We start from the raw sequence: 15,034 nt of genomic DNA, 5'->3' as shown, positions 1-15,034 counted from the left end.
ATAATTACCCTATTCTAATTTTTTTGTCGCTAATAAAAGTGTAAGGCGGCACAGCTAAATTTAAAGGAGCAGGACCTCTTCTAACTCTACCTGAAGAATCATATTGTGAACCATGGCACGGACAGAACCATCCATCATATTCACCTTGATTAGCAAGCGGTACACAACCTAAATGCGTGCAGATCCCGATCGTCACCAGCCAATTATCATGTCCTGCTTTCACACGTGCTTCATCTGCTTCAGGATCAATCAGCTCTGACATTTTAACGGCTCTTGCTTCAGCTATTTTGTCAGGCGTACGGTTAGTAATAAAAACCGGTTTACCTTGCCATTTAACCGTAACTGTTTGACCTACTGCAATATTTGATAAATCAACCTCAATTGATGATAAAGCTAGCACGTCCGCAGAAGGGTTCAAAGAATCAACGAGAGGCCAAAGAGTACATGCTGCCCCAATTGCTGCAACACTACTAGCCGTTAGAACCATAAAATCACGACGTGTTGTTTGTTTGTTTTTATTATCTTCAGTATCCGACATATAATATTAAAGTGACATAAATTAACGATTATTATTACTACCGCTTGGGGTATTATTAAGATTATTTGGATTTTCTAGTGCTTCATAAGGATTTATTATAGGACGTTCAGCGTCTGCAGCACTATCTGCTTGTTTTGGCGTAAGTTTATTGATTTCATCTTCTAACACTTTTGCTCCTGTCCCTTCTTCATGCTTATATTCGCCAGGATCACTTAAGCAATTCCAAAAACTAACTAAACGATTCCAATTAGGACCGAGTTTTGTAGTACAATTTTGAGCAACTGCTTTAGTTGTATCCAATATCTCGACTGTAGTTTCAGTAAAATAATCTATAAACCCAATTTTTTTTAAGCCCAATACTGTATAATATAAAGTAATTAAGGAAGCAACTGCTATAATTAAATACCATTTAGTGATAATAGACCACAGAAAAAATCCCATAGGATTTGCTGCCATTAACCTTCGTAAAGCCTGCCACATATATTTTGCTCAAAAAATTTATTAATAATATTTATCTTATTTTATATCACTACATTAGTAAAAATAAAGCAAAATCACGTAATATTATAAATATTTTTAATTAAACAGGAACTCAAGAAGAATGAAATCGGTAAAAATACTAAATTAATTCCTATCATAATAAAAATTAATTGTAAGTTATTATCTTGTAATATTAAACCTGTCATTATAATATTCGGAATTAATAACGGCATGATAAACGTACCGACAAAGTTAGCATTCTTCGTAAAATAACATTGCACGCTACCGGATAACACTACTAAACTACTTGATAACACTAATATTATCCATACACTAATAAAGAAAAATATTATCTCAAGCAAAGTTTTATCAAACAAGACATAAATAATGGGTAAAACAAAAACCAGCCCTATCGTACTACTGATAAATATAGCAAAAAATTTAGCCAATATAATTTTTTCATGACTAACAATTGATAATAATAACTCTAAGCTTCCGTCTTCCAAATCAGATTTAAATATAACCGAAGAAAAACCGATTAATGAAATTAATAAACAAATGACCGAAAAAATTAAACCGAATTTGTTAATATCCCTTTCACTATTAATTAAAACAGTACTAATTATGCAAAATAAAAAAAATATAACTAGATATTTAATTATATTATTAATGCGATTCTGCACTATCAATTCACGCTTAATTAGTACAAATAGACTATTCATAATTATTAAATACGTTGTAAATTAAGTACATAATAGCTGCAACAGTTAAACCTATACCAATTTCAACAATAACTATCGCAATATGCTGAGCAAGTAGCTTATCATTGATAAAATTTGTTAGTGCATAATAATTTAAATAATTATCGTTAAAAAAGAGTGATATTGTTCCTACAATTGCATATATTGCTACACCTAAAACCGCAATACAAACTAGCACGTTAGGAGGAAAATATCGGCTTAATTTTCGATTACCGTAAACTAAATCATAAGCAATAAGGCTAGATGCAAATATAACACCTGCTTGAAACCCACCACCCGGCGAAGACTCACCGTTAAGCTGAATATATATACTATATAAAATTATATAAGGTATTATAAAACTAGTAATATATTTTATTATTGGATTTGTCATCCCGTGGCTTGACCACGGGATCTTGTATCGCCTGCTGTGTCCTGAGATACCGAGATCAAGTCGCGGTATGGCATCATCAGACTTTCTTGAAAATATCAACAGCACGGCAATTCCTGCAATTAAAATTACGCTAGTTTCACCTAAAGTATCATATCCACGATAACTTGCAAGAATAGCCGCAACAAAAGAAGGTATACCTATATCTCTAGAGGTATTTTCGATATAATATTTACTTGAATGCATATGAATAGGAACATTATCATCACCGTAATTCGGTAATTCTAGCCCCATATAAGCAAGCGTTACTACAAACAATAAACATATTAAACTTGCTGGAATAATATTAGTTCTCTCAATATTCTTTAAATCCGAAGGTAATTTACGCAACAAATTCAAATATACGCATGTTGATAAGCAAGCTCCAAGTGCTGCCTCGGTCATTGCGACATCAGGAGCATCCATAATAAGATAGGATACACCAATTAATAAGCTAAATACAGAAGCAGCAATCACTGCATTTAGTAAATCTTTAGCAAAAATTATTTTTATCGAGATTAAGATCAATAAAAAAGCAATTAAGTTAAGTAGGTAATTGCCGAGATCAAAATTTAAAGCTGTCTTTACTGTCATATGGTTATTAAAATTTAACGTCATTGCGAGGAGAAACGTAATTTCGACGTGGCAATCTTATCAAGCATCCTGAGATTGCTTCGTCAATTACTTCGTAATTTTCCTCGCAATGACGGTACTATCAGCTCTAATTTTCATAAATAAAGATGCTTTACCAAGTGCATGAGTTGCTACCGGATTTAGTATAAAAATCAATAAAGCCGCTAAAATTAATTTAACAGAGTTCACAATATCTGCTTCAATGCACGCAAAACCTATTAAGCAAATAGGCACGCCGAAACTCTCAATAACACTTGCTGCATGTAATTTAGTATAAAAATCAGGAAATCTAAAAAAACCGATTATTCCTGAAAATATAGCAAATAATCCAATAATTACTAATAAAATTCCTATATAGTATAGTGTCATTGTGTTTTTCCTTTTTTCATCATTGCGAGGAAATTATGAAATAATTGACGAAGCAATCTCATGCACAAGTCCTGAGATTGCCTCACGAACTAAAGTTCACTCGCAATGACGTTTTTACTCACCTTGAGCCAAGCTATAACCTGCAACCCCGTCAAATTCAAACAGATTCTCTACTTTGATAAAATCGATATTTGCTGTGCTTAAAGCTTCAAGCAATCTTGTTATATCTAAATGCTTTATTTCTGTGCCGTCTTTATTCATAAAACGACAACACCAATGATCGGAAACAGTTTCAAACCTTGTATCACGAGGCCACAGCTTTAATCCTTTTGACGAGATTGTTTTTAACTCAAAATTACCAAGATCAAGTTTATTAATTTTATCTGCTATATCATGAGCGGAAGATACATTCATATTCACAAATATATCCGTACCAACCAATTTCTTAACTTCTTTAGTATCAATTTTATAATCTATATTACTTTCTTGCTTCTCAGCAATTAAGGGATAATCTGCTTTAGGTAGCTTTGTCGGTAACTGTCCTAATCTTTTCGTTACTTCTGCGGCAAATTCTTTTGTACCGACTTTTTTACTAGAACTCTGCTCGTTATATATATCGGCTGTATGAACGCCATCCTCTATAGTTTTTTTCCAAGCATTTTCGATTAATGTAGCGATATCACCCTGCCCTATATGTACTAGCATCATTATTGCAGCATTTAAAAGCCCTGAAGGATTTGCGATATCTTTACCGGCAATATCGGGAGCACTTCCATGTACCGCTTCAAACATCGCATAATGCTGCCCAATATTTGCAGAACCTGCAAGACCTACCGAGCCTGAAATTTCAGCAGCTACGTCAGATATGATATCACCGTATAAATTAGAAGTTACGATAACGTCAAATATTTCCGGTTTGGTAGCAAGCCTTGCCGTCCCAATATCGATAATATAATGCGCGTTATTAATTTGCGGGTATTCTTTTGCAATCTCATTAAATACTTTATGCAAAATCCCATCGGAAAATTTCATAATATTATCTTTGCTTAAACACATGACTTTTTTACGGTTATTTTTTACTGCATATTCAAAAGCATATCTAATAATCTTCTCACATCCTGTATGACTTATCAACTTCATTGACTCATACATATTATGCGTTTGACGGTATTCTATACCTGCGTATAAATCTTCCTCATTCTCACGTATAATAGTTAGGTTCAAATTTGGATGTAATGTTCTAGTAAAAGGATGAAACGAAACGACAGGACGAATATTAGCAAAAAGCTGTAATGTTTTACGAATCGTGACATTTAAACTTTTATATCCTCCACCTTGCGGAGTAGTAATCGGGGCTTTAAGTATAATACCGGTGCGTTGTATTGATTCCCAGCTTTCCTCGCTTATGCCTGAAGTATAATGCTTCTTGTAAAGCTTTTCACCTACTTCAATGGTTTCTAAACAAATACGAGCCTCGGCTTTACGTAATATATAAAGCACTGCCTCCATTATTTCAGGACCTATACCGTCCCCGTATGCAATTGTAATCGGTGTAAATTCTGCCATATTCAATTAAATACTCTCTTGTTTATATCATTCCCGCGTAGGCGGGAATCCAGTAAAATCTATAAAAACTAGTTTTTATAGATTTATTTTATCAAATATGTAACTTCTGTATCAATATTGAAGTTATTTTTCTGGATTACCACCTACGCGGGAATGACACACAAAAATCCATAAAACACTATCAATAGTTTATCGTTACTTCTTTTAATCTCTCATTCAACATAAAAGTCACTTCGGAAGTTATATTCAAATTATTTTTGGCATATAAGACTTGAGCACTTGGAATTACCAAATTAAGGTTATATTTCTCGGCAAGTTCACTAATTATTGTAATAGTTGTTTCATGGACTCTACTCATAGCCTCAGCGTGGGCTTGTTCAAGCTTTGTTTTCTTAATCTGAATTTCTTTTCTAACGTGGCTAACTTTTGCATTAAATTCGTTTACTTTATGCTCAAATTCAGTTTCACTTAAATGAGAACGCTCATTTAGCAGCTTCTCTTCCAGCGGTTTAAATTCTGCTTCTTTTGCAGCAATATTCTCTTGAATTTTATGATTAAGCTTTTCGATTTTATTACGCAAATCTTTTATAGCGATCGAACCTTCCAATATAGATTGTACATCAGCAACAGCTACTCTAACTTTAAAATTATCTTCTTTAATTGGCACATTTTGTGCCTCCGTAATCGTTGAGAAATTTATTATGAATATGCATAAACATAATATTCGGTATATCATCTTTTGATCCTTTTAGGTTAAACGGTATCGGCTAGAATTGTCATCCCGTGGCTTGACCACGGGATCTTGTATCACAGGCAGTATCCTGAAATTCCGCGATCAAGTCGCGGGATGACATTCAAGATGACTGGATTCCCGCCTACGTGGGAATGACACTGGAGCAACACCCTTATTAATCTAAGAATAAATAATATCAAGCAATTTGTCTATAATTAAAAACTTAACCTTTACCTAACATTGGCACATTCCCACCTCCCCATGGTATATATGCGCCATCCGAATAATAATCACTAGAAATAGGTTCAAACGAAATAGCTTTTATTGCTTCAGGACTTAAATAGGTACTCTCTCCATCACTAAGCAAAGGTTCAGTAGCCGGTTCTTCTAGCTCAACATAAATTTCATGCTGTTCATTTCATTAAATTCATATAAAAAAAGCTTCATGAATATGCTCTGTTCCTTTGTTCTTAACCAAAACTACTGTAATACCATAATCTTTTGCAGCATTGACAGTTATTTCGGTATTATTAATTATTTCTCTTATATATTCTTTTTTTAGTACAATTGTGTATTTCTTCAAAATTATTAGAAGGTAAAGCTGATTTTATATAAATTTTTGCTGCATCTTCCTTTCCTAGTAACCTTGCTAATGCATATTTTACAGCATGAGGATAATCATTAAATGATGCTATAGCTATTTTATGACCGGATAATATAATATTCTTAAAAAGGTGTGCCATTATCTAGGAATTTCTCCATCAGCTCTATAGAAAATTTTTGCTCAAGCCTAACTTTTTCTTGCTCTCGTTCTTCATAGGAGCTAAAAAAGCGATGTTGTATATTACGTGCTATTAAACCTCCTAACCTCTCTCCGATATAATTATGCAAATGTCCAACTAAAGTATTGTCACAATCAAATATAAATAAAACTGTATTATCGTTCATTAATTTCTCTTATTTTAAAGTTTAAAAATTCTTAGTAATTTTTATTCTACAGTTAAATCAATTTCTTTTTCAAGAACTTATATTCCAATTTTTGGTATTTTAGTGTATAATACGAAAAACTATTGTAAACTTGTGAGAATTTTTAAAGATGACATCTATTCGTAATATAGCAATTATTGCCCACGTTGATCATGGAAAAACTACGCTTGTTGATAACATGCTTAAACAAAGCGGAACATTTAGAGCTAACCAAGCAGTTGCTGAGCGTGCTATGGACTCTAACGATCTTGAGCGTGAGCGTGGAATCACGATACTTGCCAAATGCACTGCTCTTATGTGGAACGATATCCGTATCAATATAGTTGATACGCCAGGACACGCCGATTTTGGCGGTGAAGTAGAACGCATCCTTAGCATGGTTGACGGTGTAGTGCTACTTGTCGATGCATCGGAAGGACCAATGCCGCAAACAAAATTCGTGCTTTCTAAAGCGTTAAATCTCGGCTTAAAACCTATTGTCGTTATTAATAAAATCGATAGAGATGACCAAAGAATTAAAGAAGTTATCGATGAAGTATTTGAGCTATTTGTGGCACTTGAAGCAAATAACGATCAGCTTGACTTCCCTATAGTTTATGCATCAGGTAGAGCAGGTAGAGCATCTTTAACCTTTGATGATAAAATTAATCCTTTAGACAATTTAGCAGATGATTTAGCACCGCTTTTCGATCTTATAGTACAGCATGTACCAAAACCCTTAGCCGATGACAAAGCACCGTTTTCTATGCTTGTTACTACTAGAGAATATAACTCTTTCTTCGGTAGGGTTTTAACAGGTCGTGTACAAAGCGGCACTGTCAAAATTAACCAAAACGTAAAAGTATTAAATCGTGAGAATAAAGTACTTGAAACCGGACGTATCACTAAAATATTAGCCTTTAGAGGCTTAGAGCGAATCGCTATAAATGATGCTACAGCCGGCGATATTATTGCCGTAGCAGGCGTTGAAAACGCCAACGTTGCCGATACTATCTGCTCTCCTGAGGTAACCGAGGCCGTACCGTCTCTACCTATCGATCCGCCGACTTTATCCATGACTTTTAGCGTTAATGACTCACCGCTTGCAGGAAGCGAAGGGACAAAAGTTACGTCGAGCTTAATTGGAGCTAGGTTAATGCGTGAGCTTGAAAGTAACGTTGCCTTAAAAGTTACTGAAGCTGCCGAGAAAAATGCTTTCCAAGTTGCAGGGCGTGGTGAGTTACAACTTGGTATCTTAATTGAAACTATGCGTCGTGAAGGATTTGAGCTATCTATTAGCAGACCCGAAGTATTATTCCAAACTGATGAGAAAGGTAATAAGCAAGAACCGATGGAAGAAATCCAAGTTGACGTTGATGATGATTATGTTGGAGTAGTCGTAAAATCTTTAGCACTGAGAAAAGCCGAAATGACTGATATGAGGCCGTCAGGCGGCGGTAAAAGCCGTGTTACGTTTATCGGACCGTCTAGAGGGTTAATCGGCTATCACAGCCAGTTCTTAACCGAAACACGAGGCACAGGGATTATGAATCGTATTTTCCATGGATATGCTGATTATAAAGGAAATATCGAGGGAAGACGTAACGGTGTGCTTATCTCTAACGGTGACGGGGCAGCAGTCGCATATGCTCTATGGAATCTAGAAGAAAGGGGAAAAATGTTTATAAACCCTAGTGACAAAGTATATAGAGGCATGATTATCGGCGAACATAATCGTGATAATGATTTAGAGGTAAACCCACTAAAAGCGAAACAACTGAGCAACGTTAGAGCAACAGGTAAAGACGAAGCCATAAGGCTAACTCCGCCAATGCTTTTAACGTTAGAACAGGCAATCAGCTATATACAAGATGACGAGCGAGTTGAAGTCACACCGAAATCTATTCGTTTACGTAAAGCTCTACTTGACCCTAACGACCGTAAAAGAGCTGCAAAGTAGATATGCCTAAAAAAGTTGACATCATCATTGCAAGGAAAAACTGTAAGTTTTGACAAAGCAATCTCTGGAATCTTGCTTTATGAGATTGCCACGCTCCTTTCAGTTGCTCGCAATGACGAAAAAACTAAGCTAATACATTAAATACTATAATAACAAACCTTTTTAACGGCTTCTATTACATCGCTCTCACTCGGCAGAGCTAGTATTTCTAAATTAACAGCATAAGGAAGGGGAAGATCTTTGCCGCTTACAATCTCTATCGGAGCATCTAAATAATCAAATGCTTCTTTCATAACAATAGAAGCTATACTTGCACCAACACCTGCAAACAACCACCCTTCTTCCACTACAACTAAACGATTAGTTTTTTTCACTGATTCTATTATTGTCTCAGTATCAAGCGGTTTAATAGTGCGAAGATCAATAACCTCACAATCAATATTATCATTCTGCACAACATTTGCAGCATCTAAGGCAAGTTTTACTTGAATCGAGAAAGTTACTATAGTGACACTACTACCCTCTCTTAAAATTTTTGCCTGACCAAAGGGTATAGGCTCGATTGTTTTCGGCACGTCAAAACTATGACCGTATAAAATTTCATTTTCTAAAAAAACAACGGGATTATCGTCCCTAATAGCTGTAAGCATAAGTCCTTTATGATCTTCTGCACTATAAGGAGCTACTACTTTTAATCCCGGAATGTGGGAATAGCAAGCTGTATAATTTTGGCTATGTTGTGCAGCTACTCTACTTGCTGCTCCGTTTGGTCCTCTAAATACTATCGGACATTTGACCTGCCCGCCTGACATGTAATGCGTTTTTGCAGCTGAATTAACTATGTGATCGAATGCTTGCATAGCAAAGTTAAAGGTCATAAACTCTACGATCGGGCGAAGTCCTGCAAAAGCTGCTCCGACTGCAAGCCCTGCAAAACCATATTCCGTTATCGGTGTATCAATTACCCTCTTAGGACCAAATTGCTCTAGTAATCCTTGAGTTACCTTATAAGCTCCTTGATATTCTGCAACTTCCTCGCCTATGACAAAAACCTTGTCGTCTCTTATCATCTCTTCTTGCATGGCATCACGCAATGCTTCACGTACCGTTATTTGCATTTTTCTTTTTTATTATTTGATTAAATTAAACGTTATTGCAAGGAGGCTTGCCTATGTGAACGTCATTACGAGCAGCCGTAGGCTGCGTGACAATCTCATGAAATAATAACAAATTCCTGAGATTGCTTCGTCAAAACTTACAGTTTTTCCTCGCAATGACACCTTAACAGTACACCTGTGTATACAACTCCCCTTCATCAGGTAGCGGTGAATTTTCTGAGAATTCTACTGCTTCTTTCACAATTTCTTTTACCGACTGTTCTATTGCTTTTAAATCCGCTTCGGTTACATATTTATTGTCGAGTATCGTTTTTCTTATTATTACCAACGGATCACGCTCTTTATATTGCTCAACTTCTTCTTTACTACGATATTTTGCCGGATCGGACATCGAATGCCCACGATAACGATAAGTTTTTACCTCTAATATCAGAGGAAAGCTATTTTCTCTAACATACTCGGCTGCTTGCTTAGAGCCGTCATACATTTCTTCAAAATCCATACCGTCTAGCTGAAATCCTTTAATCCCAAACGATGCCCCTTTCTTATATAAATCACGCATAAAGGTAGAACGTGCTACAGACGTCCCCATCGAATATTCGTTATTTTCAATAATATAAACTACCGGCAAACCCCATAAAGCAGCCATATTAAAAGCTTCATATACCTGACCTTGATTAACGGCACCGTCACCTAAAAAAGTAAAACAGATATTATGCGTATCGTTATATTTTTCAGCAAACGCAAGCCCTGTGCCTATCGGTACTTGAGCCCCTACTATACCGTGTCCACCGTAAAATTTGTTTGGTACATTAAATAAATGCATCGAGCCACCCTTACCTTTCGAGCAACCTGTAGCACGCCCCATAAGCTCGGCAAGAACATACTTAGGCTCAGTGCCTGCTAAAATAATATGAGCATGGTCACGATAGCTAGTAATAGTGCTATCACCTTTGTGTTTAACCATATCTACCGCAGAAATTACTGCTTCTTGCCCTATATATAAATGACAAAAACCACCGATTTCTCCCATTCCGTATAACTGACCGCATTTTTCTTCAAAACGACGCAGTAGGAGCATATCTTTAAAGCTTTTTATATATTCTTCCTTTGTCGGCTTATATTTTCCTAACTTAATATCCACTAATTACTCCTTAAGACTATTGTCATCCCGTGGCTTGACCACGGGATGACATCTGTAAATTAAAAGTCACAAAATATGGTACATGATCCGAAGGTGAAGACCAATCACGTGCTTCTGATAGTAAATGCATAGAAAATAATGCACCTTTTAAATTATCGCTAACCCAAATATGATCAAGTCTTCTACCTCTGTTAGATTTTTTCCAATCTATATTTCTATAACTCCACCAAGTATAAAATTTTTCGTCAAGCGATACGAAATGTCTGCTACTATCAATAAAACCTAACGCATTTTGTAGCTCTACCAATAACGAGCGTTCAATATCGGTATGGCTGATAACATTTCGCAACTGCTTACTGGACCATACATCATGTTCATGCGGAGCAATGTTCAAGTCCCCAACAATAATCATTTTATCGTTTTTAGTACGGTTAGTCGTTAACCATTCCTGCATTAACCTTACATATTCGAGCTTATGCTTAAATTTTGTATTTACCTCGATATCAGGTATATCACCACCGGCAGGAACATAAAAATTATGTATTTCTATATCATTAACTATAGCTGCTATATGCCTTTTATCACTATTATATAACTCCAATGAAAAAACATTATTCAAAGGAAATTTTGAAATAATAGCAACACCGTTATATGATTTCTGCCCTGAATATATTACATGTTCATAGCCTATATTTTTAATAACTTCAAGAGGAAATAATGAGTCAGCTACCTTTGTTTCTTGAAGTAAAATAATATCCGGCTTATGTTCATATGCTAATTTTCTTAATAAATCGATCCGTAGACGCAATGAATTAATATTCCAAGTCACTATCTTCATTAGACTTGTTGTATAACCTCCTTCTAAAGGTAATTTGTATGTCAATCCGGTACTCGCATCCTCACGTACTAAGTGTATGCTGCGGTGCTGCGTTCCGTGTTTCTTTCAAATTCCTCTTTATAAGATAGGTTACACAACAAGTCTATTTAATTTTTTATAGCTGCCCCTATTATTGCATCTCTAAAATAAATTATTCCAAGTTGATTTAAAGGATTTTTCATGTCAATTTTATCTTTTTCTTCTTCAGGAATTTTTATCATAGTATTACTGAGTATAGCAAAATAAAGATTATCAGGCACAACATATCCTGCTTCACTTTGTATTCCAAGGGCCTTTCCCGTATAATGAATCATTAAACGCTTAGAATCAAGATCAGTAAGAAAAATACCGTAGCCCATATAAGACTTACGCCCTTCTATATCTTGTGCTAAAAAATATTTAGTAGTCATAAGTTTATACGACTTCTTAGAAAGAATTTTCTCCTCATTTAATGCCCTATACCATCTAATAAGATCAACCGGTGTTGATATTATACCACCGTCAGCACAAGGAACTGCTAAAAAATCAGCAGTTACAGGAGTAAATATAGGTTTATTACTATTATTAGGCGTTACAAAATATCTTACCGGATAATTAGAACTAATAACGTTTTTTTGGATTCTAGCGGCTTCACTATATGAAGCAAAACTAGTAGATTTCATATTAAGCGGTTTAAAAAATTCATCATAAAAAAAGTTAGCTAAATCTTTTTTAGTCACCTTTTCTATAATCATACCGAGTATAACAAAATTAGTATTACTATATTTAAATTTTTTCCCTATAGGTATTTCTAAAGGCTTAGAAGAAACAAATTGTAATATTTTCTTGTGAATCTCTTTCTTAGGCATATTTAAATCAAGTTTAACAAAACTAAAATATTCAGCAATACCGCTACTATGCGTTAATAAATTATGGATAGATATTTTATATGCCCAATCCGGCACTTTTCCACCCCACATTTCCGGATCAAGATATTTATAAATTTTATCGTTAATATTTAATAATGCCTGTTCTTGTAATTTTAAGATTCCCGCTGCTGTAAAAGGCTTTGTAGCAGAAGCAATAGGCATCATTTCATTTGCTTTTAATTGCTCACCATTTAAAGCAAAAATTCCTTTAGCACCGGTTAATAAAGGTTTATAATCATCGGCAAACATAAAAACGGCATTTAAAAATCTATTACTGATATATTCTTTTTCTGCTTCATTGATTCTTTGCTGTATATCTGCAAAACAATCAATACAATTAGTAATAAAAAAAAGCAACAATAAAAAATATCTACGCATCATAACTGCAACACTCCACAAACTTATCAATAGACGTCTTACATAACGCAGCTAATAAAAAGAAATTTGAAGGAGACACGGAACGCAGAACCACAGCGTACACTTGACATGAGGATTCGAGTACCGGATCGACGTACAAATTACCTTTAGAAGCAAGTTATGTAAGACGTCTAGTAAAATAAAACGGTAATTTTGCTTCTAACTTACTCTCTTGACCAAAAATTTTTTCAGATAAACATATATTATTAGCATGCAAGAACATATATTTACTATATGGCATTATTTCTTTATTACCATATTTATCATCTCCCAGTATCGGACAACCTAATAATTTAGCATGCAACCTTAATTGATGCATTCTACCTGTAACCGGCGTAAATTCAATTAAAAATAAGTTATTATCAAGTGATTTAAGTACTTTATAATAAGTAATGGCAAGTTTACCATTTTCACTATCAATATCAGTAATTTTAAGTGTACTTCCTTTACTCTTTTCTATATTACTTCTAACTTCACCTACATTTTTAATTGGCTTCCCATAGGTTACGGCAAAATATGTTTTTACAACCAATTTTTCTTTAAAAGCATCATGAAGTTTTACACTACTTAAATAATTTTTGGCTATTAAGAGCAAACCACTTGTTTTTTTATCTAATCTATGTACTAGCTTAAAATCAGCACCTTTATAATTCAAATATTTTAATGCAGAGTCAATAGATAAATTTATTTTAGTACCGCCTTGAGTAGCAAGACCTGCAGGTTTATTTATAGCTATTAAATTATCATCTGCATATATCAAATAATCGGTAGTAATTTTCTTCGCTAGCTTAATTTCAGCGTCGGTAAAAACTAATTTTTCAGGTTGCTTAACAGGTAAATTAAACTTATCGTTAATAAAAATTTTATCGCCGCCCTTTACTCTTAAACTCGCTTCTGCTTTCTGAGCATTAACGGTAATTTGTTTTTGACGTAATGCTTTCTCTATTACTCCTTGAGTCAATAAGGGATATAGACGTTTTAAATATTTATCTAATCTAGAAGAAATAGGAGTATTGACATCGATGATCATATTTTTAATAAATTAGGAACTTTTTATTAAAAAATAGCACCAAATTATTATAGATAAAAGGATTATAGCAAAAAGCTGATGTATAGAGGCAATTATTATAGGTACAGAGTATAAAAGAGTAATTATTCCGGTAGATACCTGCATAAATAATACAATCATTAGAAAATACGCTATCTTATTTAATTTCGGATGCTCTATTTTTAACAAGCAAATTATCAAAACTACAACAACCAAAAATACGCTATAGCCAACTAAACGATGTATGAATTGTATAAAAACCGGATCATACCAATTTTTAAGATCAAAGAAATTATCTTTTATCTCCATCGGGATAAATCTATCATCCATTAGCGGAAAACTATTATATATCAGCCCTGCATCAAGCCCTGCAACTAAAGCACCTAAAAAAATTTGCACATATACTACAGTAATAGCAATACCGGAAAATATTAATGGTAATTTAAAATCTGTTTGTGACAGGATTAACAAAATATCACAACGATTTTTTATTAGTTGATAAAAAAGTATGTGATAAATAATTACGGCGATAATTAAATGAAAAGCAAGTCGAAAATGACTAACATACGGGCTATTCAACAAGCCGCTTTTAACCATATACCACCCTATAAAGCCTTGTATGCAAAATAACAACAAAGCAATTATATAAGGTAGCATGTCACGATTTTTTATAACATCTTTAAAATAAAAATATATTAAAGGTACAATATATATTAAAGCTGTAATTCTACCGAGTAATCGATGTATAAACTCTAACAGATAAATAAACTTAAACTGTGATAAAGTAATTCCGTAATTAACGGAGTTATATTCAGGAAAAGCTTTATATTTAGCAAATTCCGATTGCCAGCTTTCAAAACTAAAAGGCGGCAAAATACCGGTTACCGGACGCCACTCAACTATAGATAAACCAGAACCGGTAAGCCTTGTTATCCCCCCTATAACAATCGTCGCTATGACCATTATACAACTTATACACAACCATTTTGTAATTAAACTTTTCTGCACTTTTATTTTAAGTTTATGTTTTGTATCGCGTCATTACAGCATTGCTATGTCATCCCCGCGTAGGCCTTGTGGCGTGGATAGGTTTATCATTTATCATCC

17 protein-coding genes and 2 pseudogenes are annotated in these 15,034 nt (G+C 34.4%); 2 read left to right on the top strand and 17 right to left on the bottom strand.

The features are described 5' to 3' along the window. Nucleotides 1–4: 4 nt before the first annotated feature. The 10 genes from petA to RAF_RS01815 form a co-directional block, all read right to left on the bottom strand. Nucleotides 5–538, bottom strand: coding sequence for a ubiquinol-cytochrome c reductase iron-sulfur subunit (gene petA, locus RAF_RS01855; RefSeq protein WP_004996261.1), 534 nt, complete (start codon nucleotides 536–538; stop codon nucleotides 5–7). A gap of 21 nt (nucleotides 539–559) precedes the next feature. Continuing rightward, entirely contained in the window at nucleotides 560–1,018 is a 459-nt protein-coding gene (locus RAF_RS01850; protein WP_012719528.1) for a DUF2670 domain-containing protein, read from the bottom strand. Between the two features lie 74 nt (nucleotides 1,019–1,092). Beyond that, nucleotides 1,093–1,740 carry a heme exporter protein CcmB gene (locus tag RAF_RS01845; protein WP_012719527.1) on the bottom strand — a complete coding sequence of 216 codons (648 nt, stop codon included), beginning with the start codon at nucleotides 1,738–1,740 and terminating at the stop codon, nucleotides 1,093–1,095. Continuing rightward, nucleotides 1,733–2,806 (bottom strand): DUF4040 domain-containing protein, encoded by a 1,074-nt coding sequence (locus RAF_RS01840; protein WP_012719526.1) that lies wholly within the window; start codon nucleotides 2,804–2,806, stop codon nucleotides 1,733–1,735. The genes RAF_RS01845 and RAF_RS01840 overlap by 8 nt, the downstream gene beginning before the upstream one ends. A 63-nt stretch (nucleotides 2,807–2,869) precedes the next feature. After that, nucleotides 2,870–3,190 carry a Na+/H+ antiporter subunit G gene (locus RAF_RS01835; RefSeq protein ID WP_004996272.1) on the bottom strand — a complete coding sequence of 107 codons (321 nt, stop codon included), beginning with the start codon at nucleotides 3,188–3,190 and terminating at the stop codon, nucleotides 2,870–2,872. A gap of 114 nt (nucleotides 3,191–3,304) precedes the next feature. After that, nucleotides 3,305–4,756: an NADP-dependent isocitrate dehydrogenase gene (locus tag RAF_RS01830; RefSeq protein ID WP_012719525.1), complete on the bottom strand. Its 1,452-nt coding sequence runs from the start codon at nucleotides 4,754–4,756 to the stop codon at nucleotides 3,305–3,307. 181 nt (nucleotides 4,757–4,937) lie between these two features. Continuing rightward, nucleotides 4,938–5,492 carry an OmpH family outer membrane protein gene (locus RAF_RS01825; RefSeq protein ID WP_010977007.1) on the bottom strand — a complete coding sequence of 185 codons (555 nt, stop codon included), beginning with the start codon at nucleotides 5,490–5,492 and terminating at the stop codon, nucleotides 4,938–4,940. Nucleotides 5,493–5,712: 220 nt separating this feature from the next. Then, nucleotides 5,713–5,856 carry a hypothetical protein gene (locus RAF_RS09215; protein WP_200858176.1) on the bottom strand — a complete coding sequence of 48 codons (144 nt, stop codon included), beginning with the start codon at nucleotides 5,854–5,856 and terminating at the stop codon, nucleotides 5,713–5,715. Nucleotides 5,857–6,019: 163 nt separating this feature from the next. Next, a complete protein-coding gene (locus RAF_RS09670) occupies nucleotides 6,020–6,232 on the bottom strand; it encodes a hypothetical protein (RefSeq protein ID WP_234943917.1) in 213 nt (70 codons plus the stop codon). Continuing rightward, nucleotides 6,216–6,437, bottom strand: a complete 222-nt coding sequence (locus RAF_RS01815) for a hypothetical protein (protein ID WP_041471826.1) — start codon at nucleotides 6,435–6,437, stop codon at nucleotides 6,216–6,218. Before RAF_RS01815 ends, RAF_RS09670 begins: the two co-directional genes overlap by 17 nt. A 148-nt stretch (nucleotides 6,438–6,585) precedes the next feature. On the opposite strand from RAF_RS01815, the gene typA reads away from it, so the two are divergent. Continuing rightward, a complete protein-coding gene (gene typA, locus RAF_RS01810) occupies nucleotides 6,586–8,415 on the top strand; it encodes a translational GTPase TypA (protein WP_010977004.1) in 1,830 nt (609 codons plus the stop codon). Between the two features lie 137 nt (nucleotides 8,416–8,552). Here the strand turns inward: typA and RAF_RS01805 are convergent, their stop codons facing one another. From RAF_RS01805 to RAF_RS01790, 5 genes and pseudogenes are all read right to left on the bottom strand, one after another. After that, a complete protein-coding gene (locus RAF_RS01805; RefSeq protein ID WP_012719524.1) occupies nucleotides 8,553–9,533 on the bottom strand; it encodes a pyruvate dehydrogenase complex E1 component subunit beta in 981 nt (326 codons plus the stop codon). Between the two features lie 163 nt (nucleotides 9,534–9,696). Further along, nucleotides 9,697–10,677, bottom strand: a complete 981-nt coding sequence (gene pdhA / locus RAF_RS01800) for a pyruvate dehydrogenase (acetyl-transferring) E1 component subunit alpha (RefSeq protein WP_012719523.1) — start codon at nucleotides 10,675–10,677, stop codon at nucleotides 9,697–9,699. A gap of 22 nt (nucleotides 10,678–10,699) precedes the next feature. After that, nucleotides 10,700–11,515 (bottom strand): exodeoxyribonuclease III, encoded by an 816-nt coding sequence (gene xth, locus RAF_RS01795; protein ID WP_012719522.1) that lies wholly within the window; start codon nucleotides 11,513–11,515, stop codon nucleotides 10,700–10,702. Between the two features lie 12 nt (nucleotides 11,516–11,527). Continuing rightward, nucleotides 11,528–11,646: pseudogene (locus RAF_RS10690) on the bottom strand (palindromic element RPE1 domain-containing protein); the annotation flags it as partial. A gap of 15 nt (nucleotides 11,647–11,661) precedes the next feature. Next, nucleotides 11,662–12,843 carry a serine hydrolase domain-containing protein gene (locus tag RAF_RS01790; protein WP_012719521.1) on the bottom strand — a complete coding sequence of 394 codons (1,182 nt, stop codon included), beginning with the start codon at nucleotides 12,841–12,843 and terminating at the stop codon, nucleotides 11,662–11,664. A 44-nt stretch (nucleotides 12,844–12,887) separates the two neighbouring features. On the opposite strand from RAF_RS01790, the pseudogene RAF_RS07470 reads away from it, so the two are divergent. Next, nucleotides 12,888–13,016, top strand: a pseudogene (locus RAF_RS07470) (palindromic element RPE1 domain-containing protein); the annotation flags it as partial. Here the strand turns inward: RAF_RS07470 and RAF_RS01785 are convergent. Beyond that, on the bottom strand, nucleotides 12,998–13,909 hold the full coding sequence (locus RAF_RS01785; RefSeq protein ID WP_012719520.1) for an RluA family pseudouridine synthase: 912 nt from the start codon (nucleotides 13,907–13,909) through the stop codon (nucleotides 12,998–13,000). The pseudogene RAF_RS07470 and the gene RAF_RS01785 sit on opposite strands and share 19 nt — an antisense overlap. A 12-nt stretch (nucleotides 13,910–13,921) precedes the next feature. Then, nucleotides 13,922–14,935 (bottom strand): COX15/CtaA family protein, encoded by a 1,014-nt coding sequence (locus RAF_RS01780; RefSeq protein ID WP_012719519.1) that lies wholly within the window; start codon nucleotides 14,933–14,935, stop codon nucleotides 13,922–13,924. Nucleotides 14,936–15,034 lie beyond the last annotated feature (99 nt).

Source organism: Rickettsia africae ESF-5, from assembly GCF_000023005.1.
GTDB lineage: Bacteria > Pseudomonadota > Alphaproteobacteria > Rickettsiales > Rickettsiaceae > Rickettsia > Rickettsia rickettsii.
This window is presented reverse-complemented; position numbering and strand designations above follow the sequence as displayed.

What these genes read in the sequence shown, in the direction of transcription:
- xth (WP_012719522.1), bottom strand. Translation starts at nt 11,515, where the DNA reads ATGAAGATAGTGACTTGGAATATTAATTCATTGCGTCTACGGATCGAT.
- RAF_RS01850 (WP_012719528.1), bottom strand. Translation starts at nt 1,018, where the DNA reads ATGTGGCAGGCTTTACGAAGGTTAATGGCAGCAAATCCTATGGGATTT.
- RAF_RS01835 (WP_004996272.1), bottom strand. Translation starts at nt 3,190, where the DNA reads ATGACACTATACTATATAGGAATTTTATTAGTAATTATTGGATTATTT.
- RAF_RS01785 (WP_012719520.1), bottom strand. Translation starts at nt 13,909, where the DNA reads ATGATCATCGATGTCAATACTCCTATTTCTTCTAGATTAGATAAATAT.
- typA (WP_010977004.1), top strand. Translation starts at nt 6,586, where the DNA reads ATGACATCTATTCGTAATATAGCAATTATTGCCCACGTTGATCATGGA.
- RAF_RS01805 (WP_012719524.1), bottom strand. Translation starts at nt 9,533, where the DNA reads ATGCAAATAACGGTACGTGAAGCATTGCGTGATGCCATGCAAGAAGAG.
- RAF_RS01815 (WP_041471826.1), bottom strand. Translation starts at nt 6,437, where the DNA reads ATGAACGATAATACAGTTTTATTTATATTTGATTGTGACAATACTTTA.
- RAF_RS01830 (WP_012719525.1), bottom strand. Translation starts at nt 4,756, where the DNA reads ATGGCAGAATTTACACCGATTACAATTGCATACGGGGACGGTATAGGT.
- RAF_RS09670 (WP_234943917.1), bottom strand. Translation starts at nt 6,232, where the DNA reads ATGGCACACCTTTTTAAGAATATTATATTATCCGGTCATAAAATAGCT.
- petA (WP_004996261.1), bottom strand. Translation starts at nt 538, where the DNA reads ATGTCGGATACTGAAGATAATAAAAACAAACAAACAACACGTCGTGAT.
- RAF_RS01840 (WP_012719526.1), bottom strand. Translation starts at nt 2,806, where the DNA reads ATGACGTTAAATTTTAATAACCATATGACAGTAAAGACAGCTTTAAAT.
- RAF_RS01845 (WP_012719527.1), bottom strand. Translation starts at nt 1,740, where the DNA reads ATGAATAGTCTATTTGTACTAATTAAGCGTGAATTGATAGTGCAGAAT.
- RAF_RS01790 (WP_012719521.1), bottom strand. Translation starts at nt 12,843, where the DNA reads ATGATGCGTAGATATTTTTTATTGTTGCTTTTTTTTATTACTAATTGT.
- RAF_RS01825 (WP_010977007.1), bottom strand. Translation starts at nt 5,492, where the DNA reads ATGATATACCGAATATTATGTTTATGCATATTCATAATAAATTTCTCA.